We start from the raw sequence: 26,425 nt of genomic DNA, 5'->3' as shown, positions 1-26,425 counted from the left end.
CGTGGATGTGCTGCGCGTCGGCAACAGCCGGTTCGGGCGCGATGGGCTGTTCGGGCGGGCGCTGGATTATCTGGACTACATCCGTGCGACGCGGCGTTTGCTGAAGCAACGCCTGCAACCCGGCGATCTGGTGGTGGCGATGACCGATCCGCCGCTGCTGGGCGCCGCGCTTGGCTCGATCTCGGCGCGGCGCGGCGCGGCTTGCGTGCAGTGGTTGCAGGACCTGTTCCCGGAAGTGGCCGAGGCTGTGTTCGGCGGCGGCGTGCGCCTGCTTGCCGTGCCGCTGCGCTGGCTGCGCGATCGCAGTCTGCGGCGAAGCAGGCAGGTGGTGGTGATTTCGCAGGGCATGGCGGCGCGGATTGCCGCGCTGGGCGTGCCCCGCGAGCGCATCACGGTGATCGAGAATTGGACCGATGACGATGCCATCCGCCCACTGCCTCGTGAGGCAAATCCCTTGCGCCGCGAATGGGGCTTGCAGGAAAAATTCGTCATTGGCTATTCCGGCAATCTCGGGCGTGCGCACGACTGGCGCACGATGCTGGAGGTGGCCACGCGTCTGCGTGATCGCGATGACATCCGCTTCGTGCTGATCGGCAGCGGTCGTGGCTTGGCGGAGTTTGCCGCAGAGGCCAAGGCGCGTGGGCTGGGTAATGTTCTTCTGAAACCCTATCAACCGCGTGAAGCGCTGGCCCACAGCCTGTCGCTGCCGGACCTGCACTGGCTGACCCTTGCGCCTGCGCTGGAAGGCTGCATCTTCCCAAGCAAGTGGTACGGGATTCTTGCGGCAGGCCGGCCGTCGCTGTTCATCGGTGAACCCGAAGGCGAGATCGCGCAGCGCTTGCGTGATTCCGACTGCGGCTGGGCGGTTGCGCCGGGTGATGTGGATGCGGCCACGGCTGGCATCGAGCGGCTTGCCGCCGCGCCTGCAGAAGCCGCGGCCATGGGCGAGCGGGCGCGGGCGCTGCTGGATATGCAATGCAGGCGTGATGTGGCTCTCCGTCGCTGGGATGCGATGATCGATTCACTCCAGTCGTTGCCATGATTTTCCTCATGAGGTTCACGCCATGACCACCCTCGTCACCGGCAGCGCCGGCTTCATCGGCTCGCATGTGGTGCTGCAATTACTGGCTCGCGGCGAGGCCGTGGTCGGGATCGACAATCTCAACGATTACTACGATGTTTCGCTCAAGCAGGCGCGGCTGGCGCGTCTGCTCGAGCATCCAGCGTATGCGCAGGAATCCATCGACTTGGCTGATCGCGCCGCCGTCGAGGCGGTGTTCGCGCGCCACCAGCCCAGGCGCGTGATCAACCTGGCCGCACAGGCGGGGGTGCGCTATGCCGCGGAAAATCCGCATGTCTACGTGGCCAGCAATGTGACGGGCTTCCTGCATGTGCTGGAGGGGTGCCGCCATCACGGTGTTGAACATCTGGTCTATGCCTCGACCAGTTCGGTCTACGGCGCGAACACCGCGATGCCGTTTTCGGAACACGCGTCCGCCGAGCATCCACTGACCTTGTACGCGGCAACCAAGAAAGCCAACGAGATGATGGCGCACAGCTACGCGCACCTGTACGGCATTCCGTGCACGGGGCTGCGTTTCTTCACCGTGTACGGGCCGTGGGGCCGCCCGGACATGGCGCTGTTCCTGTTCACCAAGGCAATTCTCGCCGGCGAGCCGATCAAGGTGTTCAACCACGGCCACCACCGGCGCAGTTTCACCTATGTCGATGACGTGGCGGCGGGCGTGGTCGCTGCGCTCGATCGGGTGCCAGTGCGCGATCCGTCTTGGAGCGGCGACGCGCCCGATCCCGCCACCAGCGGGGTGGCACCCTACCGGATCTACAACATCGGCAATGCCGAGCCGGTGGAACTGCTGCGCTACATCGAAATCCTCGAACACTGCCTCGGCCGCAAGGCGACGATGGAGCTGTTGCCGCTGCAAGCGGGCGATGTTCCCGATACCGAAGCCGACACCTCCGATCTGGCGCAGGACATCGGCTGCACGCCGGGTGTGTCGGTGGAAGAGGGCGTGGCGCGGTTCGTGGCGTGGTATCGGGAGTATTACCGGGTGTGAGGAGCGCCTGGCGGGTTCAATCGATTGCGCGCAAGAGCCAACGTCCATGGGTCCCCGCCTGCGAGGGGACGACGAGCGAAGAATGGGTGTGCGGCCATCCCAAGACCGCCATGCCCGCGAAGGCGAACATCCAAGCCAGCACCGTCATGCCCGCGAAGGCGGGTGTCCAACCATCAGCATGTCGGCGAAGTCGGGTATTCACGGATGGTTGGGGTCAACGTGGAGAAGAGCCAACGTCCATGGGTCCCCGCCTGCGCGGGGACGACGAGCGAAGAATGGCGTTATGCCTACGCAACTACGCATCCGTCTCAAGCCCGTCATGCCCGCGAAGGCGGATGTCCAACTATCAGCATGCTCGCGAAGGCCGATATCCAATCGCCGTCATGCCCGCGAAGGCGGGCATCCATGGACGTTTTCTGGCTCGGGATTGTGCGCAACGTGATGCACGCCAGTGAGGGTGCTCGGCGTGGATGATGCAGCGCTGCGCGACTGGCTCGCCGCCGCGCTGCGCAGCGGGCGACCGCCGCCCTTGTCCGACTCGGTCACGGGCCAGCAGTTGCTGGAAGCGGCCGAACGCGAAGGCGTCACCGCGCTGCTGGAGGCGCGGTTGCGTACCGAAGGCGGCTGGGCTGCACTCACTGACGACCAGCGTGATGCATTGCAAGCCCAGGCGCGTGGCCTGGCGGCGCAGTGGCTGTTGCGCGCAAACGAACTGCACCAGATCGAACAGGTGCTGGTGGCGGCCGGATTGCGTGCCCTGCTGCTCAAGGGCGCGGCGCTGTCACTGTGGCTGTACCCGCAGCCATTCCTGCGCATGGGCGGGGATATCGACCTGCTGCTGGACTCCGCCGAAGCTACGGCGCAGGCGGAAACCGTGCTGGCGCCACTGGGCTATGCGCGCGCGTTTGATCCCGGTGATACCCATTTCGAACTGACCCTGCGGTGCAACGTCGATGGCCAGCTGCAATCCGAATTGGACTTGCATTCGCGGTTGCTGAACGCTGCGGCCTACGCAGGCATTTTCGGCTTTGACGAACTTTGGACCAGTGCGCAGGCGCTGCCCGGTATGGGCACCTCATTGCGCGCGCTGTCACCCGCGCACGCGTTGGCCCACGCCTGCCTGAATCGCGCGCTGGACATGCAGAACGCGATTCCCGATCGCCTCAAGCTGCTGTACGACCTGCGCCTGCTGGCCGTGCGCAACAGCGCGCAGGAGTGGGAAGATCTCTGCACGTTGGCAGCCGACAAACGCATTGCCGGCCTGTGCCTGCGCTCGCTGGAGGATGCTGCCCGCACGCTCGGCGCGGAGATTCCGGCCGAGGTCAGCGCATGCCTGTGCACGCTGGCCTCCGACGAGCCACTCGATGCCGACCGCCTCGCCGACTGGCGCTACATGCAGTGGCAGAACCTGCGCGCCTTGCCGTCATTTGGCGCGCGCCTGCACTGGCTGCGGCAACGATTGTTTCCGGGGCGCGAGCAGCTACGTACTTTGTACGGCGAAGGTCCAACCTGGCGGCTGGTGCTGCGACGCCTGAGACGCGGCTTGGCGCGACTGTTCAAATAGAAGCGCCGCAGGCTCAAGACAAGCACACCGTTCGTCGTCCCCGCGCAGGCGGGGGGGCCATGGCCGTTGGGTCTTTCCCGCGCTGGTTCGAAACGGCCATGAATGCCCGTCTGCGCGGGCATGACGGTTGATGGATGGGTGACCACTTACCAGTTTTTGAGTTGCCGGACGTTCGTCAGACGGGTGGCCAGAGTCGGAACTTGGCTTGATCGCTGGGGAGGGCATTCCCCGTTGCCCACCGGTAAAACGCCTCCAGCGCTTGAACCGGGCGCGGGTCGTTGAAAAGGAGATGCTTGTTCTTGCGGATCCGTCGCGAGATGTCGTCTCGCACTGCGCGTTCTTGCCCCAACCGGACGGCGATGCGCACGTAATCATCGGCATCGGTTGCGATGGTGTCTTCCACTCCGATCTGCTTGAGCATGCCGTAGGTCTGGCGCCCACGCATCATGCGGCCGGGCAGGGTGACGATCGGCAGATCGTTGGACAGCAAATCGTAGCTGGTTTGTCCACCGGAAAAATCCATGGTATCGAGCGCGACGTCGCAGCAACACAGCAGCGATTGATATGCGCTGAAAGCCATTCGCGGCAGTATGCGGATGTACTTTTCTGGTGGCAGGCAGGCTGCTTCGAAGCTTGCTTCCATTCTATTGCGGAAGGTGCGCGTCCAGGCAGGCATGTCGCCTTCGACGAAGACAAACACGGCATCGGGCAGTTCTCTGGCGATCCGCGCATACAGGCCGTCGTGTTGCGGCAGGTACTTGAACAACGATTGCAGGGAAAGAAACACGGGCACCCTTTCGGGCAGGCCGAAGTCGATACGAGCCATGGTTTTCTCGGATGGATGCGTTTCCGCGATGGCCACGCCAACGCCCGGCAAGGTCACCAGACGCTCGCTGTAATGCATGTTGCCGTCTGCCGGCTCCATGCTGTCCACGCTGATGAAGTAGTCGATGGCGGTAAGCCCGGTACTGACGGGGTGTCCCCAACTGACGCACTGCACGGGTGCAAGGTGCAGTGCGCCCAGCTGCATCGAAAGTGGATCCATGCCGATGCTCAGATGGACCAACAGATCGAGATCGGCGGCTCGGATGGTCTCCGCAATGGCTTCCAGTCCGTAGGTCGTCGGGTGTACATGATCTGCATAAGCGCCTAGATAGGCGCTCATCGGGTCGAGTTCCGCCGCAAACGGGAACATGTGGATTTCAAATTCGTGCCGATTTGCGTGTTCGAACCATCCGGCAAAATGGCGGGTGATCGTATGGTTGACCAGATAGCAGCTGGCATAGCCGATCCGAAGCCGGCGGCCATCGGTGTCTCTGCGCTGAGGGGGGAAACCGTACTGCGGAAAACGGGCGGCGGCCACCCGTGAAACAAACCTGCCGAAGCAGCGGATGGGATCGATGTTCGGTTCGCTTCGGTAGCCGAGATAGAAATTCGGCTCCAACGATGTATACAGATCGGTCAGCGTATCTTCGCCTGCGGGCAGTGCCATCTGTTCGAGTTGGCGGATGTAACTGCAAGCATGGGCGTCGGCGCGCGCAATTTCTTCGATGGACGCGGCAACCTGGGGCAGGATCAGTTCGGATTGGAGCCGAAGCTTCCACTGGCCAGTTTCTTCCGCAGCGGCCCGCAGCACGGCGCGCGCTTCCTCGACGCGATGCAAATCCGTCAGCGTATTTGCCCACTGAATCCGCGCAGCTTCATTGCAGCGTCCCAGCTCGGCCGAAGATCGGGCCAGTTGCAACGCCTTTGCTTCACCATTGGTGTAGCGCAGGGCCAGAATTGCCCTGGAAAGGAATTCAGGTACCTGCACGGCCTCGGGCGTTGCAGCAGCGAAGGCCTCAGCGGCAAGGCCGTAGTTTCCGGACTCAAGCTGGGCTGAACCGATGATGCAGTTTGCCTGCGCATCGCGTCCGAGTTGGCGCAGGGCATACGCGAGGTTGTTGGCCCGTCGGATGCAGGCGGGATGGCTGTCACATGCGTCCTGCAGTGCGGGAAGGACAGCGGTCCAGTCCTGGCGCAGTACGGAAAGGCAAACCGCCTGCCATGCAGTGGTCTGGTTCAACGGACTGACGCCTTGCGCCATGTCCATTCGGGCAAGCGGATCACGCCCGAGGTCGCGCAAGCCTTGGGCAATGGCATCCAGCAGCACGAGGTCGTTGATGGGGAAGCTGAGGGCCTGTTGCCACGCAGCCGCTGCCGCATCCCGGTTGCCCTGTTGGAGGTGGGAACGCGCCAGCGCATGGCATGCTTCAGCACCCTCGGTAGCCTGCACCGGCACGGCGCAGGCTACCGAGACGGCCGTTTCGGCAGTGGATTTTGCAAGAGCGCGTTGTTCCAGCGCCGCCTTGGCTGCCATGAAACGGTAGAAATCCATTGCTTGCGAAATGAGCGCGTGTAAACCTGCATTCTCGCGTGCGGGCTGGGTTTTGGCGAGGGTGGAGCGATGCTGCGTTCCGCAGCTTTCGCCGCAGGGAGGTGGCATCCCTGTTTTGGCGATGGCGGCAGCCGCATCTGGCACTGACTCGGGAGTAGAGGCACATGGCGGCAATCGCCGGGGTGTTGCGGTTGGGCGGGCGTACGGATGCCTTGCCTGCGCTGCGACATGTCATTGATGGACTGGCCCACCGTGCGCCGCATGGCGTGGGGGTGGGAGACGACGGTTGTTTCGCATTGGCGCATGGTGCCTTGCACACAACCGCAGAGTCTGCGCTGGAACGTCAACCCATCCGGCTCGGTGCGCGCTGGCTGGTGGCGGTGGATGGGCGTGTCGATGATCGCGATGGGCTGGGGCGTGCCCTGGGCTTGGATCCCGCGCAGCTGGCAAGCACGGGCGATGCGCAGTTGTTCGCGCTGGCTTGGCAGCGCTGGGGAAGTGAATTCTGGCGCCACATCGTCGGCGATTTTGCGTTTGCGGCCTGGGACCGCGAAGAACGCAGGCTGCATCTGCTGCGTGACCGGGTTGGCGTCCGTCCGCTGTTTTTCGCACGATCCAACCAACAACTAGCGTTTGCTTCCGAGCCGGAGGCCTTGCTTGGGCTGGAAGGCATTTCTCGCGTCTGTGAAACGGATGCGCTGGCCTATCTGCTTGCCGATGGGTTTGAGTTTGAGGATCAGGAAAAGACCTTTTATCGCGACGTGCGCCGGTTGCGCGCAGGCTGGATGGGCCAGGCGAGCTCGGACGGGACATGGAAGGCCATGCCCTACTGGCAGTTGCCGGCCCCCCAGTCTGCGCCATTGACCGACCCCAAGGAAGCAATCGACGGATTCATCGATGTCTTCGACGCTGCCACCCGCAGCCGCTTGCGTGGGCTCTCGCGCGCCACGCTGTTGCTCAGCGGAGGAATTGACTCGGGCAGCGTGCTGGCATCGGTGCGACGGCTGCATCCACAACCCGGGAGTTCTCCGCTGCGTTTGCACTCTTTGGTTGAAGCCGTCGACCCGATTTCAAGCGAAACCCGAAATATCCTGAAACTGCATGCGGGTTCGGACGGAATGCAGGTGCCCATCGAGAACCTGACTTCGCAGCCCGTGTTTTCCGAATTGCTGACACAGGTTTGGAATGCCGCGCACCCAATCGACAATTCGTTGCTGTATGCCCGCTTGGGTTGCCTGCTTGCGCACGACCAAGATTCCCGTGTGTTCATGGATGGTGCTGACGGGGATGTGGTGATGTCCTCAAGGGCCAGTCTGGCCGGAGCCATGCTAGCCGCGGGTCGGCCTTTGCGGGCACTGCGAGAAGCGCGCTTGGCCAGCAGTGTCAATACCTACCTTCAAGGTTTGTCATCTTGGCGCATTCTGATGCATGGCGTGGCGGCGGAGTGGCAGCCTGAATCCTTGGCGCGTTGGCGCTATCAAAAACGCTATCGCCTAGCTTCTGAACGCGATACCGGTGAATGGCTTGACCCGTCGTTTTCTAAACGCCTGCAACTGGGCGAGCGAAGGCTGGATGCGGCGCTCGCGACGCGTAAACGTCGCGCCGATCTTTCGAGGCGCGAGCAGATCGCCTGGGACTGGGCGAATCCAGGCTTTCAGCGTGCCATGGAAGGCACCGATCGCACCTTTGGACATTTTGGAATCGAGGCCTGGCACCCGTGGTGCGATCAACGGGTCGTGGATTTTTTCCTGGACTTGCCCGAGGAGTTCCTGGCCCGCGACGGTTGGACAAAGTGGGTTGCACGCGCGGCATGTGCACCGCAGCTTGGCGCGAACGTGGCGTGGTATTCGGGGAAATCACACCTCGGCGCTGCGCTCGGGCCGATGCTGCTCAAGGCCGCGCCGGAAGGCGTGTCGAAGCTGTTGGCCAGCGCTCGGGAGCGACTGCAGGGCGTGGTCGATGCCGATGCCGTTGGGCGGTTGCGCCGTGATTGGAATGCAAACCCCGATGCGGCCATTGCGCAGGCTGGCGATACCCTGTTTGATCTGGCAACCCTGGCCGGATGGATGGAGCGATATCAATTGCAGATCGATTGACCGACCTGCATCCGGCGTGCGTGCCGATGGGACTTATCGCTCAGCTGTACTGGCGTGCACAAGACGCCACGGCCGCCAGCGCACGGTCGAAGTTGTTGCGGAATTTGTTCGGGAAACGATCCAGCAGGATGCGGGCGATTTCAGCCAGCGTTTTGCTTCCGTCCATGCGGCGGAGAATTTCCAGCTGGATTTGTCCGGCTTCGTCTAACGTTGGCATGTGACCAACTTCGGATTTACGCAAGGCATCGACGCCTCCCGGCAAGAGGCGAGCCGTTGATTGTCGGAATGCGGCCAAGGCCTGACCGTCCGCGCCATTGATGCACGTGTCCCAGCGGAAGACCCAGTTGTCGTGCAGACGGTGGACGCCCAGCCGCGTGCGCATGGTGTCGCCGATTTGGACCGCAACCGTGTGTTCCAACGGGAAAAAGGTGCGGCCGTATACCAGTTCAGGCAATAACGGCGAGTTGCTGAAACCAAGCCCTGCATCCACTTCGCCATCGAACCACACATACATACCATCGACCTGGCCCGCACGCTCAAACGTCCAGTCAAGCGTGGCGTCCAGGCCACGGTTCTCGACTTCGGCGCGGTAGTCCACGCAACCCCAGCGCTTCACATCGGCAAGAAGGTGTTCGGCGTCGGTTGGTTCACCACGGGCTCGCCAGAACCCATTGAGCAGCCATGGCAGGGCGGGGGTCAGGTCCAATTGCAACGCATTGCTGCGCCAAGGCGCGTCGATCGACGCGACTTCCCAAGGGGCCGAGGCGGGCACCGCGTAGAGCGTGTCATGGGATGGCAGCAAGATTCCTCCGGGCCGCAAAAGTCGACGGCGCGCATCGGCCATTGCGGCGATGTTTCCGGTGTAGAACGGCAGGTTTCCGTGCAGATCGCCAACCACGAGGTCCACGGGCTCGGGCAGTTCGACCTCGGTGGACAGGCCGCGGATCCATTCGATCCGTTCGGCGCCGGGAATACCGGCTGCGCACAGCTTTGCGACTTCAATGCTCGAATCGGGCTCGATGGCGTAGACCTTGCGTGCGCCGAGCTGGCTGGCAAGGAAGGCCATGATGCCGGGGCCGGTGCCCAAGTCCAGCACCGTGGTCCCAGCATGAACATGCCGACGTAGCGCTTCGTGCCAGGGCGCAAATCGCGTGTCGTCCTCGACCATATTGCCGTAAGCAATCAGGGAATATGCATCGGCATGACTCATGGAGCATCCTTTCGGGAAGCGTTGAACCGGGAGAGCAGGGTTGCAACCAGTGCATCCTGACTGGCGAAGTCGCGCGGGTAGGTCAGCGCGTAGGCGGAAACCGCGTGCGCGACCGCGCTGGCCTGGGCAAGCTGGCGCGCGGTCAATGTCGAGTCGCTGGGGTCGAGGCGAAACCCGTGCTCGATGATCGCCATGCAGGCTGCCGCCGCGCTGATCGGTGCGATGGATGGAATGGTGATGGCGGGATCGGGCGCACCCAAAACACAAATGGCAGCCAGCGGGCGCGGCCCTTCCAGCGCAGCATCACGGCCGATTTCGATGATCCTCTGCTTGTAGCTGTAGTCGGACACCGGGCTGAACAGTGTTTCGGTGCCCAATGACTGTTCGATGCTGTCCTCGAACAGGCGCAGTCCGGGATAACTTGGGATGGCATAGACCGTGTCGCCCTGCCGCTCGAACAGTGCACAGTCATCACACAGTGCCGGGAAGCCACGACGGTGCAGGAGTGCGGCGAGAGTGGATTTGCCCCATCCGCTGCGACCAATGAACGCAACGGCACCTTGTGATAGCTGGACGACGCTGGCATGCGCCACCAGATGGCCACGCCCCGCCAGTAGGCGAGGCAGGGCCTGATCCAGCAATAGGTGTTCCAGCGTGTTTTGAGCCAGCGCTGCCGGTACGACGACTTCGATGCGGCCTTCGCCCGGATCAATGATGAAATCCGCCTGTTCGGGCGCACGCAGCAGATAGCGTGTGTTCGCGCATCCGGGTTCGTGGGCAAGCATTGTGACCTGAAGACCCACGCGTCCGCCGTCATCGTGCCATATGTGGCGCCAACGCACGGGGCCGCTGGATACAGCTGCCGGATTCGATTGTCGATAGACCTTGAGCGGCACCCGACTGGTGCAACTGTCACTGGTGTCCGCGCACAGCGCCGCGAGTGGAATCTCGGTTGACAGAGGGTAGCCCGCGTAGCGCGGCGCGGGAAGGCCTGTCATGAACTGGCGAGGGGTGGGCGGGTCAGATGGCAGACATCAGGATCCTAAAAATTTCTTAATCCGAGAACCTGATGTGAATAGGCTTGACAGTTATAAACAGTGCTTTCTGATGGTCAGTCCGCCCAAATTCATGCCGTCGTAGCAGTTACCCGGCATACCCGGCGGGCCAACCATGCCCGTTTCGACTGTCGGCCCTGTGCCACCGGCCGTCAAGGCCAACACACTTCCGTACAGCCTCAGGTGCGGTGTCACGTAGGATTTCTTCTGCGATTGTTTGCCAGTTGCGTGTTCCATCGCGCAAGCCCCTGAAGGTTTTCAGCCCAACTCGCGCGCAGTTTAAATGCATTTTGCGTGCGATTGCAAGCGGCTTTTCAGTGCCTGGTGCCGTGTTGGCCCGGAGGCCGAAGCCATCCGCGCTGCGGCCTCGGACCGCTGGAACGGAACCTCTCTGCGGCTAGTCGCAGGCTTTCCGCGTGGTCACGGGCTGGAAGACTTCCACTCCCAACTCGACGGTCGTGCCGCTTTCCGAGGCCGTCAAGGTGCGCACATTGCCATAGATCACCAGCGCTGGCCTGGCCGTGAGCACGGCGTGAATGGCGGCGGGAAGACGGTCTATAACATGGATCCATGGGCATCACCTCGGGCGGGTGGCGGCATCAGCACGCTTTGGCTGTGCGATTCGCAAGTTGCCTAGACCTGTTTCAATCGACGATGGGGCGGTCCTTGCGGGTCTCATCTCGGGGCTTGCGGCGGAGTGGGTGGAATACCTCATGTTCGTCATCCCCCGGCAGCAGCCGCTGGCCGTCCAGTTCCACCCAGGCGTGGGCTTGGAGCGGGCCGTCCGCGGGCTTGAGGCCTAGGTGCAGGCGTGGTACCAGCCCGCGGCTGCGCAGGGCGCCGTAGACCAGTAGGGATTGGCGCAGGCAGGTGGCTTCAACCGCGCCGTGACGTCCGGCGATGGCGGCCAACCGGGCCAAGCGCTGCGCGGCGGCCACGTCTCCTGGGCTGGCGGCGTGTGGTGCATGGCGGCGGCTCAGCGCTTCGACGGCGCGGCGGGTGCGGCGGTAGCCCAGCAGGGCCAGCGCGGCGTGGATGCCGGTCAAGCCGAGCGCGCACAGGGCCAGCAGGCCGCGTTCGCGCCAGTTCAGCGCGCGCCAGCCGGCCAGCCGGCGGCCCATCGGTCAGTCCACCGTGACCAGGCCGGCCTCGCGCAGGGCGGCGATCAGTGCCAGCAGGTCGGCTTCGATCTGCGCCTGCGGGGCATCGAACTCGGCGCACAATTGCGCCAGCACGCTGGCCAGGTCCGGGCTGTCGGGCAGCAGGTCCCAGATCCGGGTGCCGACCGGATCCAGCCCGAAATAGCGTTCGCCGGCCAGATCCAGCAGCACGACCTCGTCGCCGACCGCCTGGGCGAGGACCTCGTCGGAAATGCTGGCGCGCTGGGCAAGGGTGACGGGAGCGGGGCTTGCGGTCATGCTGGTGGGGCTGGGCGTGGGGCAACTAGGGTAGGCGAGGGGACATGCGGGGACAAGGGGAAGCAACCGGGACATCGCCGGGTGAAGCGACACCGGATGCCGGACGCGCCGGATCCGAGGCCGCCGCGCGGGCGTTGACCCGTACCCGATTGCTGGCCTGGCTGCGCCCGCATCGGCCGGCGCTGTTGCTGGCGCTGGGGTTGATGCTGGTCCAGAGCGCGGCGACGCTGGTGCAGCCGTGGCTGGGCGGGGTGCTGACCGATCGGTTGTTGCTCAACCAGCATCTGGGCGGCCTGCTGTGGCTGCTGTTCGGGCTGATCTGCGCCCAGCAGGGGCTGGGCTACGTCACGGCGATCCAACTGCAGAAGGTGTCCGGGCGGCTGCAGGCCGATGCCGGCGCCGAGCTGTACGCGCATTTGCAGTCCCTGCCACTGGAGTGGCACAACGCGCGCCAGCGCGGCGACGTGCTGGCGCTGCTGTACGGTGACATCGTGCGGATTGGCGGCTATGTGACCGGCACCTTGCTGTCGCTGCTGCCGCTGCTGTTCACCCTGGTCGGCGCGCTGGCGATGATGTTGCACTTGGCGCCACTGATCGCGGTGACGGTGGCGGTGTTGATGCCGCTGATGTTCCTGGCGCTGAAGCTGGTCGGGCGCAAGCTGCGACCGATGTCATTCGCTTCGGCTCAGGCCTGGGCCGACCAGTCTTCACTGGCCGAGCAGAACCTGGAAGCGCTGGCCCTGATCAAGGCGTTCGGAACCGAGCCGGCCGAGGATCTGAACTTCCGCCAGCGTGCCGATGCGGTGTACCGGACCGATCTGCGGCTGGCGCAGTTGCAGGGGGCGATCCATCCGGCGGTCTACGTGATCGGCGCCGGCGCGATCCTGCTGCTGCTGGGCTTGGGGGGCCATCTGGTGCTCAGCGACGGGATGCGGATGGGTGAGCTGGTCAGCGTGTTCCTGTACGGGATGGTGCTGGTGGGACCGGTGGGCAGCCTGGCCTCGGTGTACGGCAGCACGATGGCGGCGATGGGTTCGCTGCGGCGGCTGTCCGATGCGCTGGCGGCGCAGCCCGAGGTGGACGAAGGCACGCAGACGCAGGTGCCTGCGCAGGGCGACATCGTGTATGCCGGCGTGGATTTCACCTATCCCGGCCGTGAGCCGCTGTTTCGCGGGCTGGGTCTGACCATTCGCGCGGGCGAGACGGTGGCGCTGACCGGAGTCAACGGCGCTGGCAAGAGCACGCTGGTGCACCTGCTGCTGCGGCTGGTGGAGCCGCAGGGCGGGCAGGTGACGATCGGCGGGATCGCCGTGCAGGATTTCCGGCTGCAGGCGCTGCGCAATCAGATCGGGCTGGTGGCGCAGCAGGTACTGCTGTTCAATGCCACGGTGCGCGAGAACATCGCCTACGGACGCAGCGATGCGACGCAGGACGCCATCGAGCGCGCCGCCCACGCGGCGCGGGCGCACGATTTCATCGCGGGCTTGCCGCAGGGCTACGCCACCGTGATCGGCGACCAGGGCGTGCGGCTGTCGGGCGGGCAGCGCCAGCGAATCGCGCTGGCGCGCGCGCTGCTGCGCGATCCGGCCATCCTGATCCTCGATGAGGCCACCGCGATGTTCGATCCGGACGGTGAGGTGGAGTTCATCGAGGCCTGCCGCGACATCCTCGCCCAGCGCACGGTGATCATGATCACCCACCGCCCGGCCAGCCTGGCGCTGGCCGATCGGGTGCTGCGGCTGGAGGCGGGGCGGCTGGTGTAGGCGGGTGTTTTCCTTCTCTCTTCGGGGGAAGGTGGCGCGCAGCGGCGGATGAGGGCGGGGGCGAGTGAATCGCAAGGCCGGATTGCCGTGGCCGCTGGCGCTCATGTCCCCCGATGCCGGCCTGCGACCGGCATCTCCTCCTTGACTTCGCGCCTGCGGCCACGGCAATCCGGCCTGCCTGATCCGTCATGCCGGCGCAAGCCGGCATCCGTCTTGATCTTCACCGTTCCGGGAAAGGCAAATGGACCCTGGCCTGCGCCGGGGTGACGAATCGCGCTCGTGGGGAGGGGAGCGGCTTACTCCGCGCGGCCCGCGAATTCCCCGGTGGTGGTGTTCACCCACACCTTCTCGCCGCTGCCGATGTATTCGGGCACCATGATCTCGATTCCGGTGGACAGCTTGGCTGGTTTGGGGCGCTTGGTGGCGGTGCCGCCCTTGAGCTCGGGCGGGGTTTCGATGACTTCCAGTGCCACGCTTTGCGGCAGTTGGATGGCCACCGGCGCATCTTCGATCAGCTGCACGTAGATGCCGGTCAGGCCATCGGTGATGTAGCCGGCGGCCTCGCCCACGGCGTCGGCATCCAGCGTGTAGGGGGTGTAGTCCTCGTCGTCCATGAACACGAAGGCTTCGCCGTCCTTGTACGAGAAGGTGGCCTGGCGCCGGCTCATGTCCACTTCACGCAGGTCGTCGTCGCCGTCGAAGCTGGCGTCGAGTTTGGCACCGCCGGGGATCGCGTACATCACGAAGCGGAAGCGGACGTTGCCGCCGCGCCCCTGCGGGCTGCTGCGCTCGATGTCGCGGATCTGGTACACGCTGCCGTTGTGTTCGACGACGTTGCCTTTCTTGATGTCGTAGGCCTTCATGGGAGTCTTTTCGAAGTGAGGAGCACGCGATGGAGGCGCTCGTTGAGGAACCAGGTCGACAGGCCCCACACGAGGCCGCCGACCAGACACAGGCCGGCATCAACGCCGACCAGCAAGGGGAAGCGCGGATGGGTGATGCCGAACTTCATCGCCATCATCACCAGCATCGCCACGAACATCAGCCCGCCCCAGAACAGCACGCCGCGCAGCAGCACGAAATGCCACAGGCCGCGTGCACGGATCGCGGGCCAGCGCGTGGCGACCCAGCGCTCCGCGCGGGAGCCGGAATCGATCACTTCGGCGCCAGCCGGGTGGCGCCATCGAGACGGATGGTTTCGCCGTTGAGGTAGGTGTTGCCGAGGATGTAGGCGACAAGGTCGGCGTACTCGGCCGGCTGGCCGAGGCGCGCGGGGAAGGGGATCGTCGCTTCCAGCGAGGTGCGCACGGCTTCGGGCATGCCATCCACCATCGGCGTCCAGAACACGCCGGGTGCGACCGTCATCACCCGGATGCCGAAGCGCGCCAGTTCGCGCGCCATCGGCAGGGTCATGCCGACCACGCCGCCCTTGCTGGCCGAATACGCGGCCTGGCCGATCTGGCCCTCAAAGGCGGCCACCGAGGCGGTGTTGACGATCACGCCACGCTCGCCGTCGTCACCGGCTTCGTTGTGCTGCATCAGATCGGCGCAGGCCTTGGCGACGTTGAAGCTGCCGACCAGGTTCACCAGCACCGTGGTACGGAACTGCGCCAGTGGCATCGAGCCGGTCTTGCCGAGCACGCGCCCGGCGCCGAGGATGCCGGCGCAGTTGATCGCGACGTTCAGGCCACCCAGTGCGGCTTTGGCAGCCGCGACATTGGCGGCCACCAACTCCTCATCACCGACGTCGGTCTGGAAGAAGCTGGCATTGTCGGCCCCCAACGTCGCGATGGCCTCGGCGCCCTTGTCGGCATTGACATCGAACAGGGCGACCTTGCCGCCATGCTTGACCAGGTGTTGCGCGGTCGCGAAACCGAGGCCGGACACGCCACCGGTGATGACGGCGCGGACGTTGGAAAGTTGCATGGGAGGTCCTGCAGGGGAAAACGGCAATTTTAGCCGATGCCGCCGATGCCCATCGCGTCCTGCGGCTACAGCACCAGTCGGTAGAATCGATCGCAACCACCATGGCCGGTTGCGCCGAGCGGGGCATCGATGCGCTGGAAGCCGCTGCGTTCGTACAGCCGCATCGCGGCGTCCATGCCGGTCAGGGTTTCCAGATAGCACTGGCTGAAGCCGAAGCCACGGGCGGCTTCCAGGCAGCGGGTCATCATCGCGGTGCCGGCACCGATGCCGCGCGCTTCCGGTAGGAAATACATCTTGCGAAGTTCGCAAATGCTGGCGTCTGCGCCTGCAAGCGGCGCGACCCCCGCGCCACCCAGCACGCGGCCGTCGCGTTCGACAACGAAATAGGCATGCCGAGGAGGCGCATACGCGCGGCTCATCCAATCCACTTCGGGATCATTGATCGCGAAGCCATCACCGCAAGCACCGAACGACGGCATGACCGCGCGGATGATCGCGGCGACGGCGGCATCGTCGCTTGACCGGATCGGTCGCAGCACGAACGCGTCACCCTGCGGCATGGCTCAATCCTGCTGTGCCAGGACGCGCTTGGCCAATTCTCCCGGCGCCAGTGCGGGCATGAACAGGTAGCCCTGTCCGGTGCTGACCCCGAGCCGGAGCAGGAAATCCCGCTGGGCGTCGGTTTCGATGCCTTCGGCGATCACTTCCAGCCCGAGGCTGCGGGCCACGCCGGTCACGGCTTCGCAGATCGCCACGTCGGATTTGTTGCCAGGGACGCCACGGACGAAGATCTGGCTCAGCTTGATGCCGTGGATGGGCAGCCGACGCAGGTAGTTGAGCGCGCTGTAACCCTCGCCGAAATCGTCGATGGTCAGCCGCACGCCGAGGCTGCGCAACCCCTCGAACACCAGCGTGGCGTCGTGGCTGTCCTCCACCAGCACCCGTTCGGTGATTTCCAGTTCCAGCGCGTGACCGGGCAGTTTCGCCTCTTCGAGCATCCCGCGGACGCTGGCGACCAGGTCTTCGCCGACGAACTGGCGGAAGGATACGTTCACAGCGATGCGCTGGATCGGAAGGCCCTGGTCCAGCCAGCGTCGCATCTGGGTACAGGCTTGCAGCAGCGCCCAGTGGCCGATCCGAACCACGTCCCCGGTGTTTTCCGCGAGATCGATGAAGCGCTCCGGCGCCACCGCGCCCAGTTCCGGGTTGCACCAGCGCAGCAGCGCTTCCGCGTGGAGGATGCGGCCGCTGCGTAGATCGACCTGCGGCTGGTAGGCGAGGTGGAATTCGCCGTTGTCCAGTGCCCGACGCAGGCGGGTTTCGATCTGCAGGCGTTCCTGCTGCGCCTTTTCCAGCGCCGGGGTGAACGCCTGCACGCCGCTGTGTCGCTTGCGTTTGCTGGCATACATGGCGACATCGGCGCTCTGGATCAGGCGTTTTGGCGTTCTGCCATCCGTTGGGGCATGCGCCAGGCCGATGCTCGCGCTCACCCCGAAATCCGTGCCGCCGAGTTGGAACGGCGCGGTGAACGCTTCCTGGATCTGGCGTGCCAACCGTTGCGGACGATCGCGATCCGCCTTGATCCGGCACGCGACCAGGAATTCATCGCCGCCGAAACGGGCAGTCACGCCTTCCTCGCCGACCGCCGCTTGCAGGCGTTTGGCGACATCGACCAACAACTGGTCGCCGGCATCATGGCCGAGCACGTCATTGACGATCTTGAAGCGGTCGAGGTCGATGTAGAGCACGGCGAGGTCCGGATCGCCGCGCACGTGCAGGGCGCTGCGGATGTGCTCGAGGATCGCGTCACGGTTGAGCAGCCCGGTCAGCGCATCGGTTTGCGCTTGGGCACGCAACGCTTCTTCGGCGCGCTTGCTTTCGGTGATGTCCTGCAGGGTGCCGGCCAAGCGGTTGCGGCCGGGGTCGAAGGGATCGGGTTCACCGATCATCCGTACCCAGAACGGGACCGCCCGTGCGGTGTGGCCGCGCAGGTCGAGATCGAACCCGGTGTCGCCGCGGATCGACTTGAGGGTCTTGTGCAGGCGCTTGCGGTCGGGCTCGTCCAGGCAGGCCAGCAGGCCGGCCATGGTGTCCGGGGCATGGCGTCGGCGCAGGATGCGCTTCGATTCGCTGGTCAGGTACAGCGCTCCGCTCGGACGATCCCATTGCCAGCCGCCGATCTCGGCCAACTCCTGCACGCGTGCGAACAAGGCCTTGTCGCGCTGCAGGGCGGTGATGTCGCTGCCCAGCATCAGGGCACCATCGGGGTGGGTCGAGCCGGGAGAGAACTGCGGTACCACGGTGATCGAAAGCCAACCCAGGCGCTGGCTGCTGTGCTGGTACAGCCCGAGGATGGTGCTGTTGATGGTGATTCCGTCGCGCAGCGCCCGCGTCAGCGGGTAGTCGGCGGGGGCAAGGACTTGGCCGCTGCCGTCGATCAGGGTCCAATCGGCTGGGTCCAGTTTCGGGTGGCCGTGGCTGTCGACAGGCAGCCCGTAGGTGCGCACTGTCGCCGGATTCATGTACAGCACGCGCCCGCTGCGATCGTGCAGGGTGATGGCCCTGTCGATGGCGTCGGCCAGGGCCATGTGGCGGGCTTCCGCCTCGATCCGCGCGCCCAACTCGCGGGCGATGGCGAGGATGGCATCGCGGCCGTCGAGGTGCAGCCCGGCCGAATGCACTTCCACCGGGAATCGGGTGCTGTCGGCGCGGGCGTTGACCGTCTGCGCGATATGGGTCTGACCTTGGTCGATTGCCTCCAGTACGGGTGCCAGGAAATCGGCCTGCAGGCTGGGATTGAGGAGGCTGACATGGTGGCCGATCAATTCGTCGCGCGAGCGCCCGTGGGTCGCTTGGCTGGCGCTGTTGGCGTCGAGGATGATGCCGTCGCGGGAGAGGATCAGGGTTGGATCGGGGATTGCGTCGAGGAAGGCCCGGTGTTCGAACCGCTGTGCGGAAGGGGCGGTCGGTCGGTCTCTCAGCGCCATGGCGGCCTTGCGCAGCAGGGTGCGCAGGCGTGCTGGCACGCCTGCATCGGTGGCCGACTGGGCAAGCGCCGATGCCAAGGCCCCGGGGTCGGGCGGCTTTCGCTGCGCCGGCTTCCGCGACGTCGGTGGCGTGCGTGCGCTCATCGCGTGGCCAGCGCCTTGCCGACTCTGCTGCGGGTCTCGCGTCCAAGCAAGCCAGCCAGCCAGCGCCCGGTGTCGGCAAGCGCCTCGAGGTCGACACCGGTGTGGATGCCCAGGCCGTGCAGCATGTAGACCACGTCCTCGCTGGCCACGTTGCCGGTGGCGCCCTTGGCGTAGGGGCAGCCGCCAGCGCCGGACACCGCGCTATCGACCACCGCGACGCCTTCTTCAAGGCAGGCTAGGAGATTGGCCAACCCCTGGCCATAGGTGTCGTGGAAGTGCACTGCCAGTGCGTCCATCGGCACCTCCGCAGCAACCGCCCGCAGCATTGCCCGTGCCTTGCCCGGCGTGCCGACGCCGATGGTGTCGCCCAGTGAAACCTCGTAGCAGCCCATGTCGTGCAGTGCCTTGGCAACGCGCACGACGTCGGCCAGTGGCACCTCGCCCTGGTAGGGACAACCGAGCACGGTGGAGACATAGCCACGCACCTTCACGCCATCGGCAAGCGCGCGGTCCAGGAGCGGCGAAAAACGCTGCAGGGATTCGTCGATGCCGGCGTTGGTGTTCCTGCGGTTGAAAGCGTCCGACGCGGCGGTGAACACCGCGACTTCGGTCGCGCCTGCTGCACGTGCGCGCTCGTAGCCCTGCAGGTTGGGCGTGAGCACCGGATAGGCGACCCCGGGTGCGCGGGTGATCCCGGCAAATACTTCGGAGGCGTCAGCCATCTGCGGCACCCATTTGGGGCTGACGAAGGCGGTGGCCTCGATGCTGCGCAGTCCGGTGTGCGAGAGTCGGTCGATCAGCGCGATCTTGGCCGCGGTTCCGATGTCGATGCCTTCGTTTTGCAAGCCGTCGCGCGGACCGACTTCGACGATCCGCACTCGATCGGGGAGGCCGCTGCTCATTGTCCTTGTTCCGGAACCGCGGCCGCGGGTTTCGCGGCCGCGTTGGTGGGCGGAGGCGCTTGCGCGGGATGGGTTGCGGCGGCATCCGCTACCCGCTCCAACTCCAGCGTGGGCTGGGCCTCGAAAAATTCCGGATGGCTGAGCAGGATCCGCGTGATCTGCTCGGGGTTGCCGGCGATGAAGTTGGAGTAAACGGGGTTGGATTCACGTTGGCGCAGTGGGGATTGTTGCGAGCGGTAACCGTTGACCTGGCTCTTGGCAATGGCCTCGGAAATGCGTGCATGATCGGGAAAGTACACGCGAATCCTGTTGCTCTCGACCTCGTAGCGCACCAGGAAATGACCGCAGTAGCGATCGTCACCTTCCAGGCAGTCCATTTTCCCGGACTCGTTGCGCACGTCGATGAAGCGTCCTGCGCGGCTCTCGATCACGGACAGAGCCATGAGCTTGGACGTGCCGTCCTTCCCGATGATCCTGCAGTCGGCTGTGATCTCGGAGATTTCGGGCGCTTCAGCAACATTCTCGTTCTTCGGGTCGAGTGCCTTCCAGCGTCCAACCCAGGCCGGGTCGCATTCCGTGGTTGCCCCAATCGGCAGTGACTCGAACAGGGTGGTTGAGCAGCCGCCGAGGAAGGTGAAGCTCAACAGCAACAGCCAGACCAGTGGGCGCATCGTCATTGCTCCAGGGTTGCCAGGATGGCGTCGGCTTCCACGAATTCGCCGGCTTGAACGCGGACATCCGCGATCACGCCATCGCGCGGGGCCTTGAGTGCCAGCTCCATCTTCATGGCTTCCAGCACCAATACCACATCGCCGGCGTTCAGCGCAGCGCCGGAGTTGGCCTTGACGAGGACCACCCGACCCGGCATCGGTGCGCGGATGCGGTGCTCGTCGCTGGCGTTGCCGCCGACGTCACGGCGCGGGCCGTTCGAACTGTGCAGGCGCAGGCGGCACCGGCCGTCGTGGACTTCGACGAATGGGCCGGACGTGGCGGCGTGGAACTGCCGCATTTGCCCGTCGATGCGCAGGCTGGCAACGCCGCCGGAAAAGCGTGCGCCGTCGATGGCATGGCTGGCGTCGCCGATGGTGATGGCGTAGTGGCCCGCGCTGCCCGTGGCCAGCAGGGTGACTTCCTTGCCGTCGTGCTCGAGGTCGAGGCGGCGTGCGGCTGCCGCGCCCAGTCGCCAGCCATCCCGTGCGCTCCAGGGCGAGCTGGGATCCGTCGCGACCGCAGCACTGGCATCCGCCTCCTGTTGCAGCAATACCACGACAGCGGCCGCCAGCAGCAGCTGTGGATCGTCCTCGACCGGCGCGAAGAATTCCTCGAGGTGGCGGTCGAGGTAGCCAGTGTCGATGGTCGCGCCGACGATGGCCGGGTGGCGCACCAGGCGTTCGAGGAAGGCGACGTTGGATTTCGGGCCGCGCACGCGGCACTGCACCAGCGCCTCGCGCAGTCGCGCCAGCGCGCGCGGGCGGTCTTCGTCCCAGGCCACGAGTTTGGCGATCATCGGATCGTAGAAGATCGTCACCGTATCGCCTTCGATCACCCCGGACTCGATCCGCACCTGCCGTGAGGGAAGCGGCAGTTGCAGCGTCTCCAGCGTGCCGGAACCGGGCAGGAAGCCGGCATCCGGGTCTTCCGCGTACAGCCGCACCTCGATGGCATGGCCGCGCTGGACGATCTGCTCCTGGCTCAGCGGCAGCGGTTCGCCGGCCGCCACCCGCAGTTGCCATTCCACCAGGTCCAGGCCCGTCACTTCTTCCGTCACCGGGTGCTCGACCTGCAATCGGGTGTTGATTTCCATGAAGTGGAAATCGCCATTGGCGCCGACGATGAACTCGACCGTTCCGGCATTGCGGTAGTCGATGGCGCGCGCGGCCAGCACCGCCGCCGCACCCATCCGTGCCCGCAGGTCAGGGGTGAGGAAGGGTGAAGGCGATTCTTCCAGCACTTTCTGGTAGCGGCGCTGCGCCGAGCATTCGCGCTCGCCCAAGTGGATGGCGTGGCCGTGGGCGTCGGCGAAGATCTGGAATTCGATGTGGCGCGGGTGTTCGATGTAGCGTTCCAGCAGCACGCGGTCGCGGCCAAAGGCGTTCTTCGCTTCGCGCTGGCAGCTCTCCAGGTGGGCGATGAATTCGTCGCGGCTACGCACGATGCGCATGCCCTTGCCGCCGCCGCCGAAGGCGGCCTTGATCATCAGCGGATAGCCGATCCGGTCGGCCTCCCGCTGCAAGAATTCCGGGTGTTGATCTTCGCCAGTATAGCCGGGCACCACCGGCACCCCGGCGGCCGCCATCAGATCCTTTGCCCCGGCCTTGCTGCCCATCTTGCGCATGGAATGGCCTGGCGGGCCGATGAACACAAGACCCGCGGCCGTAACCGCGTCGGCAAAATCCGCGTTTTCACTGAGAAAGCCGTAGCCGGGGTGGATGGCCTGGGCACCGCTGGCCTTGGCCACGGCAATGATGGCGTCGCCGCGGAGATAGCTGTCCTGTGGGCGCGGGCCGCCGATCGGGTGGGCTTCGTCGGCCAGCCGCGCGTGCTGCGCATCGGCGTCTGCCTCGGAGAACACGGCGACGGTGCGAACCCCGAGCTTACGTGCGGTGCGGATCACCCGGCAGGCGATTTCGCCCCGGTTGGCGATGAGGATTTTCTCGAACATCTCGTCTGCTCTTCTCCCTCCCCGCGCAGGGGAGTGTTTCAAGGCGCCCATTTCGGCTTGCGCTTGTCGAGGAAGGCCGACAGGCCCTCCTGGCCTTCGGGTGCAACCCGCAGGCGAGCGATCAGCGCGGCGTTCTGTGCATCATGTCGTGCGCCGTCGGAGTGGGCGACGACATCGCGCACCAGCCGTTTCGCGTTGGCGCTTGCGCTGGGACCTGCATTGAGCAACAGGTCGACCTGTCGTTGCACGGCGTTGTCGAGCGCGGTGGCGTTGACCACCTTGTGCAGCAGGCCGATGCGCTGCGCTTCGGTGGCATCGAAGATTTCGGCGGTGGCGAAATAACGGCGGGCGTGGCGCGGGCCGATCGCGGCGATGACGTAGGGCGAAATCACCGCCGGTAGCAGGCCGAGCCTGCTTTCGGTCAGGCCGAACTTCGCCTCCGAGGCGCCGATGGCGATATCGCAGCAGGCCACCAGCCCGACGCCGCCACCAAAGGCCGCGCCTTGCACGGCAGCGATGGTGGGCTTGGGCAGTTCGTCCAGCGTGCGCATCAGCCGCGCCAGGGCAAGCGAGTCCTGGCGGTTGGCCTCTTCGCTGGCGGCGGCCATGCCGCGCATCCAGTTCAGGTCGGCGCCGGCGGAAAACGAGGGGCCCTCCGCCTCCAGCACCAGCACCCGCACGGAAGCATCCGTGCCGATGGCGTCCAGCGCCTGGGTCAACTCGGTGATGAGGTGATCATCGAATGCGTTGTGCACCTGCGGGCGGCACAGCCGCAGGCGTGCGGTCGGGCCGTCGCGAAAGTGTTTCAGTGCTGAAGTCATGCGTGGATCCGTCGATCTGCAGTCCCCGGTCCGCAATGATAGCGGTGATGGGGCCTGCGCGGCTCCGACGTCGCCGAATGGTGCTGCTGTTGTGGTCGAGACGATCCTTCGACGCGATGGCATCAATGCCGCACGCGGCGGCGATCGGGTGGTGCGGGCACTGCTTCGACAGTGACGACGAATTCCCGGTTCTCGCCCGGGAACACCGCCCCGACCCCGGCGACGTGGCGGCTGATTTCCTTGCCGCGTTCGTCGCGAACCACCACCACCACGGTGTACTCGAATGCAGAGTCGCGGGTGCCGCTGAGGCTACCCTCCACCTGCAGTGGCACCAATTTCGCGCTGCCTTCGGCAGGTGCATCGAAACGCAAGTGCCCACGACACGCAGGGCAGACCTGCGCGCTTTCGAGGATGGTGACCTTGCAGTGCGGACAGCTGCGGGTTGCCCCCACTGCGCCCGGGCGCGGACTGCTCATGCAGTCGAGCCGCCCTCCGGCCTGGCAGCAGGCGCAGCTTCCTTGCCCCAGCCGCATTCGACGTGGCCACGGATGCGGGATCCGGGGGCCACCGTGAGGCTGCCCGCCTTGACGTCGCCGGTGATGGCGCCGGAGTTGAGCAGTTCCACATGCTGTGCGCCGGAGATGTTGCCTTCCAATTCACCGGCCAGGGCCACCTTGCTGGCGGCAATCGCACCCGCCGTCACCTTGGCGCCTTTGTCGACGATCAGGTTGCCCTGCACCTTGATGTCGCCCTTGAAGCGACCTGCGATGCGCACATGTCCGCTGCCTTCGATCTTGCCTTCGACGGTCAGGTCGGACGCAATGACCGATTCACGTGCCCCGGAGTCTGCAGGACGGGCTTGGGCGGATGCGAGGATCGGCGCCGGCTCGGCGGTCGCGGGTGGACGCGGCGGGTCGACATGGGCTGGTTCGTTTGCCTTGGGGGAAGGTGTGGAATCTTTCCAGATGGCCATTGGACAGTCTCCTCGGGGGCGGACTTCCGAGCCTACCACCGATTTGTCGAAGATTGTTGCCTGAATGGGCTAAAAGCACGCCGCAAGCCCTTGGCAATGCGTGCAATCTACATCCGGAACACCCCAAACCGGGTGCGCGCCTCAATCGGCGCGTTGAGACTGGCCGACAGGCCCAGCCCCAGCACCCGGCGGGTATCGGCCGGGTCGATGATGCCGTCGTCCCAGAGTCGGGCGGTGGCGTAGTACGGGTTGCCCTGGTCTTCGTACTGCTGCCGGATCGGCGCCTTGAAGATCGCTTCATCCTCGGGCGACCACGCGCCACCCTTGGCCTCGATGCCGTCGCGCCTGACCGTGGCCAGCACGCTGGCGGCCTGTTCGCCGCCCATCACGCTGATGCGTGCGTTCGGCCACATCCACAGGAAGCGTGCGCCGTAGGCACGGCCGCACATCGCGTAATTGCCGGCGCCGAAGGACCCACCGATCACTATGGTGAACTTCGGCACGTGCGAGCAGGCCACCGCGGTCACCATCTTGGCACCGTCCTTGGCGATGCCTGCCTGCTCGTATTTCTTGCCGACCATGAAGCCGGTGATGTTCTGCAGGAACACCAGCGGGATGCCGCGTTGGTTGCACAGCTCGATGAAGTGCGCGCCCTTGAGCGCGCTCTCCGAAAACAGGATGCCGTTGTTGGCGACGATGCCGACCGGATAGCCATGCAGGTGCGCGAAACCGGTGACCAGGGTCTTGCCGTAGCGCGCCTTGAACTCCTGCAACTCGCTGCCATCGGTGATGCGGGCGATGACTTCGCGGATATCGAACGGCCGGCGCGCATCCTTCGGCACGATGCCGTACAGCTCTTCGGCGGCGTACAGCGGTTCGCGCACGGGCTGGACGGCCACCGGCAGGACTTTCCTGCGGTTGAGGCTGGAGACGATCCCGCGCGCAATCTCCAGTGCGTGGCGGTCGTCTTCGGCGTAGTGGTCTGCCACGCCTGAGATGCCGGTGTGCACGTCGGCGCCACCGAGGGTTTCGGCATCCACCACCTCGCCGGTGGCGGCTTTCACCAGCGGCGGGCCGCCGAGGAAGATCGTGCCCTGTTCCTTCACGATCACCGATTCATCGCACATCGCCGGCACGTAGGCGCCACCGGCAGTGCACGAGCCCATCACCACCGCGATCTGCGGGATGTTCTCGGCGCTCAGTCGTGCCTGGTTGTAGAAGATCCGGCCGAAATGCTCCTTGTCCGGGAACACCTCGTCCTGCAGCGGCAGGAACGCGCCGCCGGAGTCCACCAGATACACGCAAGGCAGCTTGTTCTCCCGCGCCACTTCCTGCGCGCGCAGATGCTTCTTCACCGTGATCGGGAAATAGGTGCCGCCCTTGACGGTGGCGTCGTTGGCGACGATCACCACTTCCTGCCCGCAGACGCGGCCGATGCCGCAGACCATGCCGGCGGCAGGCGCGGCATCGTCGTACATGCCCTCGGCGGCAAGCGGCGCGATTTCCAGGAACGGCGAGCCGGGATCGAGCAGGGCGGTGATGCGGTCACGGGCCAGCAATTTTCCGCGCTCGGTGTGCTTGTTGCGCGCTTTCTCGCCACCGCCATTGGCGGCACGGGCGAGGCGACGGTCGAGCTCGGCCACCAGTTCACGGTGAAAGGCGACGTTGTCCTGGAAGTCTTGCGAGCGTGGGTCAAGCTGGCTGGTCAACGCGGGCATGCGGTCAATCCGGTGCGACACTCGAAACAACAAGGATACCGCGTGTGGCGTCCCAGTCTGCGACAATGTCCAGCCATTCGCCGATTTTCGACACGCGTGGCCAGGCTCGATCCATCCCCGCAAACGCTACAGGTCACCGACCTCAGCCATGATGGTCGTGGCGTCGCGCATTGGCCTCAGGCGCATGCCCAGACCGGCAAGGCCGTGTTCGTCGCGGGCGCATTGCCGGGCGAGACCGTCTTGGTGCAGCAGACGGCGCGTTCCAAGCATTTCGATGAAGCCAGGACGCTGGACGTGCTGACTGCATCGCCGGATCGCGTGCAACCGCGCTGCCCGCATTTCGGCGTGTGCGCCGGCTGCGTGCTGCAGCATCTGGCCGAAGCCAAACAGATCGAAGCCAAGCAGCGCGTGTTGCTGGACAACCTGCAGCGCATCGGCCACGTCACACCCGTCAGCGTGTTGCCGCCGCTGCGCGGTGACAGCTGGGGCTACCGTCGCAAGGGTCGGCTGTCGGTGCGTCGGGTCGAAAAGAAAGACAAGACATTGGTGGGTTTTCGCGAACTGGACCCGCGCTTCGTTGCCGACCTGCGCGAATGCCACACCGTGGTGCCGCAGTTGGGCTTCAAGCTGGATGCGCTGGCCGCGCTGGTGGACGGCATGGACGGCCGCCGCGACATTCCGCAAATCGAATTCATCGCGGGCGATGCCGCCACCGTGCTGGTGTTTCGCCATCT

At 65.3% G+C, this 26,425-nt stretch carries 23 protein-coding genes; 6 read left to right on the top strand and 17 right to left on the bottom strand.

Annotation, left to right across the window (positions count from 1 at the left end; translation table 11 throughout):
* The 3 genes from IT472_RS10790 to IT472_RS10780 form a co-directional block, all read left to right on the top strand.
* Window positions 1-1,042 (top strand): glycosyltransferase family 4 protein (locus IT472_RS10790; RefSeq protein ID WP_297181508.1); only part of this gene is annotated, 1,042 nt, incomplete at its 5' end.
* 22 nt (window positions 1,043-1,064) lie between these two features.
* Entirely contained in the window at window positions 1,065-2,075 is a 1,011-nt protein-coding gene (locus IT472_RS10785) for an NAD-dependent epimerase (protein WP_297181507.1), read from the top strand.
* Between the two features lie 466 nt (window positions 2,076-2,541).
* Window positions 2,542-3,639, top strand: coding sequence for a nucleotidyltransferase family protein (locus IT472_RS10780; RefSeq protein ID WP_297181506.1), 1,098 nt, complete (start codon window positions 2,542-2,544; stop codon window positions 3,637-3,639).
* 175 nt (window positions 3,640-3,814) lie between these two features.
* On the opposite strand, the gene IT472_RS10775 is transcribed toward IT472_RS10780, so the two are convergent.
* Window positions 3,815-6,160: a hypothetical protein gene (locus IT472_RS10775; RefSeq protein WP_297181505.1), complete on the bottom strand. Its 2,346-nt coding sequence runs from the start codon at window positions 6,158-6,160 to the stop codon at window positions 3,815-3,817.
* A 20-nt stretch (window positions 6,161-6,180) separates the two neighbouring features.
* Between IT472_RS10775 and IT472_RS10770 the strand changes: the two genes are divergently transcribed.
* Window positions 6,181-8,112, top strand: coding sequence for an asparagine synthase-related protein (locus IT472_RS10770; protein ID WP_297181504.1), 1,932 nt, complete (start codon window positions 6,181-6,183; stop codon window positions 8,110-8,112).
* A gap of 40 nt (window positions 8,113-8,152) precedes the next feature.
* Here IT472_RS10770 and IT472_RS10765 read toward each other — a convergent pair whose 3' ends face one another.
* The 4 genes from IT472_RS10765 to IT472_RS10750 all read right to left on the bottom strand — a co-directional run bounded on the left by IT472_RS10765 (window position 8,153) and on the right by IT472_RS10750 (window position 11,795).
* Entirely contained in the window at window positions 8,153-9,322 is a 1,170-nt protein-coding gene (locus IT472_RS10765; protein ID WP_297181503.1) for a 50S ribosomal protein L11 methyltransferase, read from the bottom strand.
* The gene (locus IT472_RS10760) at window positions 9,319-10,107 is read right to left on the bottom strand and encodes a hypothetical protein (RefSeq protein ID WP_297181502.1); all 789 of its coding nucleotides are present in this window, start codon (window positions 10,105-10,107) and stop codon (window positions 9,319-9,321) included. Before IT472_RS10760 ends, IT472_RS10765 begins: the two co-directional genes overlap by 4 nt.
* A 914-nt stretch (window positions 10,108-11,021) precedes the next feature.
* A complete protein-coding gene (locus tag IT472_RS10755; RefSeq protein WP_297181501.1) occupies window positions 11,022-11,498 on the bottom strand; it encodes a lasso peptide biosynthesis B2 protein in 477 nt (158 codons plus the stop codon).
* Window positions 11,499-11,501: 3 nt separating this feature from the next.
* Window positions 11,502-11,795, bottom strand: a complete 294-nt coding sequence (locus tag IT472_RS10750; protein WP_297181500.1) for a PqqD family protein — start codon at window positions 11,793-11,795, stop codon at window positions 11,502-11,504.
* A gap of 44 nt (window positions 11,796-11,839) precedes the next feature.
* Between IT472_RS10750 and IT472_RS10745 the strand changes: the two genes are divergently transcribed.
* Window positions 11,840-13,558 carry an ABC transporter ATP-binding protein gene (locus tag IT472_RS10745; RefSeq protein ID WP_297181499.1) on the top strand — a complete coding sequence of 573 codons (1,719 nt, stop codon included), beginning with the start codon at window positions 11,840-11,842 and terminating at the stop codon, window positions 13,556-13,558.
* A gap of 296 nt (window positions 13,559-13,854) precedes the next feature.
* Here the strand turns inward: IT472_RS10745 and yeiP are convergent, their stop codons facing one another.
* The 12 genes from yeiP to IT472_RS10685 all read right to left on the bottom strand — a co-directional run bounded on the left by yeiP (window position 13,855) and on the right by IT472_RS10685 (window position 25,691).
* Window positions 13,855-14,421, bottom strand: a complete 567-nt coding sequence (gene yeiP, locus IT472_RS10740; protein ID WP_297181498.1) for an elongation factor P-like protein YeiP — start codon at window positions 14,419-14,421, stop codon at window positions 13,855-13,857.
* On the bottom strand, window positions 14,418-14,717 hold the full coding sequence (locus IT472_RS10735) for a hypothetical protein (protein WP_297181497.1): 300 nt from the start codon (window positions 14,715-14,717) through the stop codon (window positions 14,418-14,420). Before IT472_RS10735 ends, yeiP begins: the two co-directional genes overlap by 4 nt.
* On the bottom strand, window positions 14,714-15,484 hold the full coding sequence (locus tag IT472_RS10730) for an SDR family NAD(P)-dependent oxidoreductase (RefSeq protein ID WP_297181496.1): 771 nt from the start codon (window positions 15,482-15,484) through the stop codon (window positions 14,714-14,716). The genes IT472_RS10735 and IT472_RS10730 overlap by 4 nt, the downstream gene beginning before the upstream one ends.
* Window positions 15,485-15,549: 65 nt before the next feature.
* Complete coding sequence (locus IT472_RS10725; protein ID WP_297181495.1) at window positions 15,550-16,044, bottom strand: GNAT family N-acetyltransferase; 495 nt, start codon at window positions 16,042-16,044, stop codon at window positions 15,550-15,552.
* A 3-nt stretch (window positions 16,045-16,047) separates the two neighbouring features.
* Window positions 16,048-18,615, bottom strand: a complete 2,568-nt coding sequence (locus IT472_RS10720; RefSeq protein ID WP_297181494.1) for an EAL domain-containing protein — start codon at window positions 18,613-18,615, stop codon at window positions 16,048-16,050.
* Complete coding sequence (locus IT472_RS10715; RefSeq protein ID WP_297181493.1) at window positions 18,612-19,517, bottom strand: hydroxymethylglutaryl-CoA lyase; 906 nt, start codon at window positions 19,515-19,517, stop codon at window positions 18,612-18,614. Before IT472_RS10715 ends, IT472_RS10720 begins: the two co-directional genes overlap by 4 nt.
* Entirely contained in the window at window positions 19,514-20,188 is a 675-nt protein-coding gene (locus IT472_RS10710; protein WP_297181492.1) for a hypothetical protein, read from the bottom strand. Before IT472_RS10710 ends, IT472_RS10715 begins: the two co-directional genes overlap by 4 nt.
* 2 nt (window positions 20,189-20,190) lie before the next feature.
* Window positions 20,191-22,179 (bottom strand): biotin carboxylase N-terminal domain-containing protein, encoded by a 1,989-nt coding sequence (locus IT472_RS10705; RefSeq protein WP_297181491.1) that lies wholly within the window; start codon window positions 22,177-22,179, stop codon window positions 20,191-20,193.
* Window positions 22,180-22,217: 38 nt separating this feature from the next.
* Complete coding sequence (locus tag IT472_RS10700; protein ID WP_297181490.1) at window positions 22,218-23,000, bottom strand: enoyl-CoA hydratase-related protein; 783 nt, start codon at window positions 22,998-23,000, stop codon at window positions 22,218-22,220.
* Window positions 23,001-23,122: 122 nt separating this feature from the next.
* Window positions 23,123-23,476 (bottom strand): hypothetical protein, encoded by a 354-nt coding sequence (locus tag IT472_RS10695; RefSeq protein WP_297181488.1) that lies wholly within the window; start codon window positions 23,474-23,476, stop codon window positions 23,123-23,125.
* Entirely contained in the window at window positions 23,473-23,973 is a 501-nt protein-coding gene (locus tag IT472_RS10690; protein WP_297181487.1) for a polymer-forming cytoskeletal protein, read from the bottom strand. Before IT472_RS10690 ends, IT472_RS10695 begins: the two co-directional genes overlap by 4 nt.
* Window positions 23,974-24,080: 107 nt before the next feature.
* The gene (locus IT472_RS10685) at window positions 24,081-25,691 is read right to left on the bottom strand and encodes a carboxyl transferase domain-containing protein (RefSeq protein WP_297181486.1); all 1,611 of its coding nucleotides are present in this window, start codon (window positions 25,689-25,691) and stop codon (window positions 24,081-24,083) included.
* Window positions 25,692-25,787: 96 nt separating this feature from the next.
* On the opposite strand from IT472_RS10685, the gene IT472_RS10680 reads away from it, so the two are divergent.
* Window positions 25,788-26,425 (top strand): TRAM domain-containing protein (locus IT472_RS10680; protein ID WP_297181485.1); only part of this gene is annotated, 638 nt, incomplete at its 3' end.

The sequence above is a fragment of the Thermomonas sp. genome, assembly GCF_020850895.1.
Lineage (GTDB): Bacteria > Pseudomonadota > Gammaproteobacteria > Xanthomonadales > Xanthomonadaceae > Thermomonas.
This window is presented reverse-complemented; position numbering and strand designations above follow the sequence as displayed.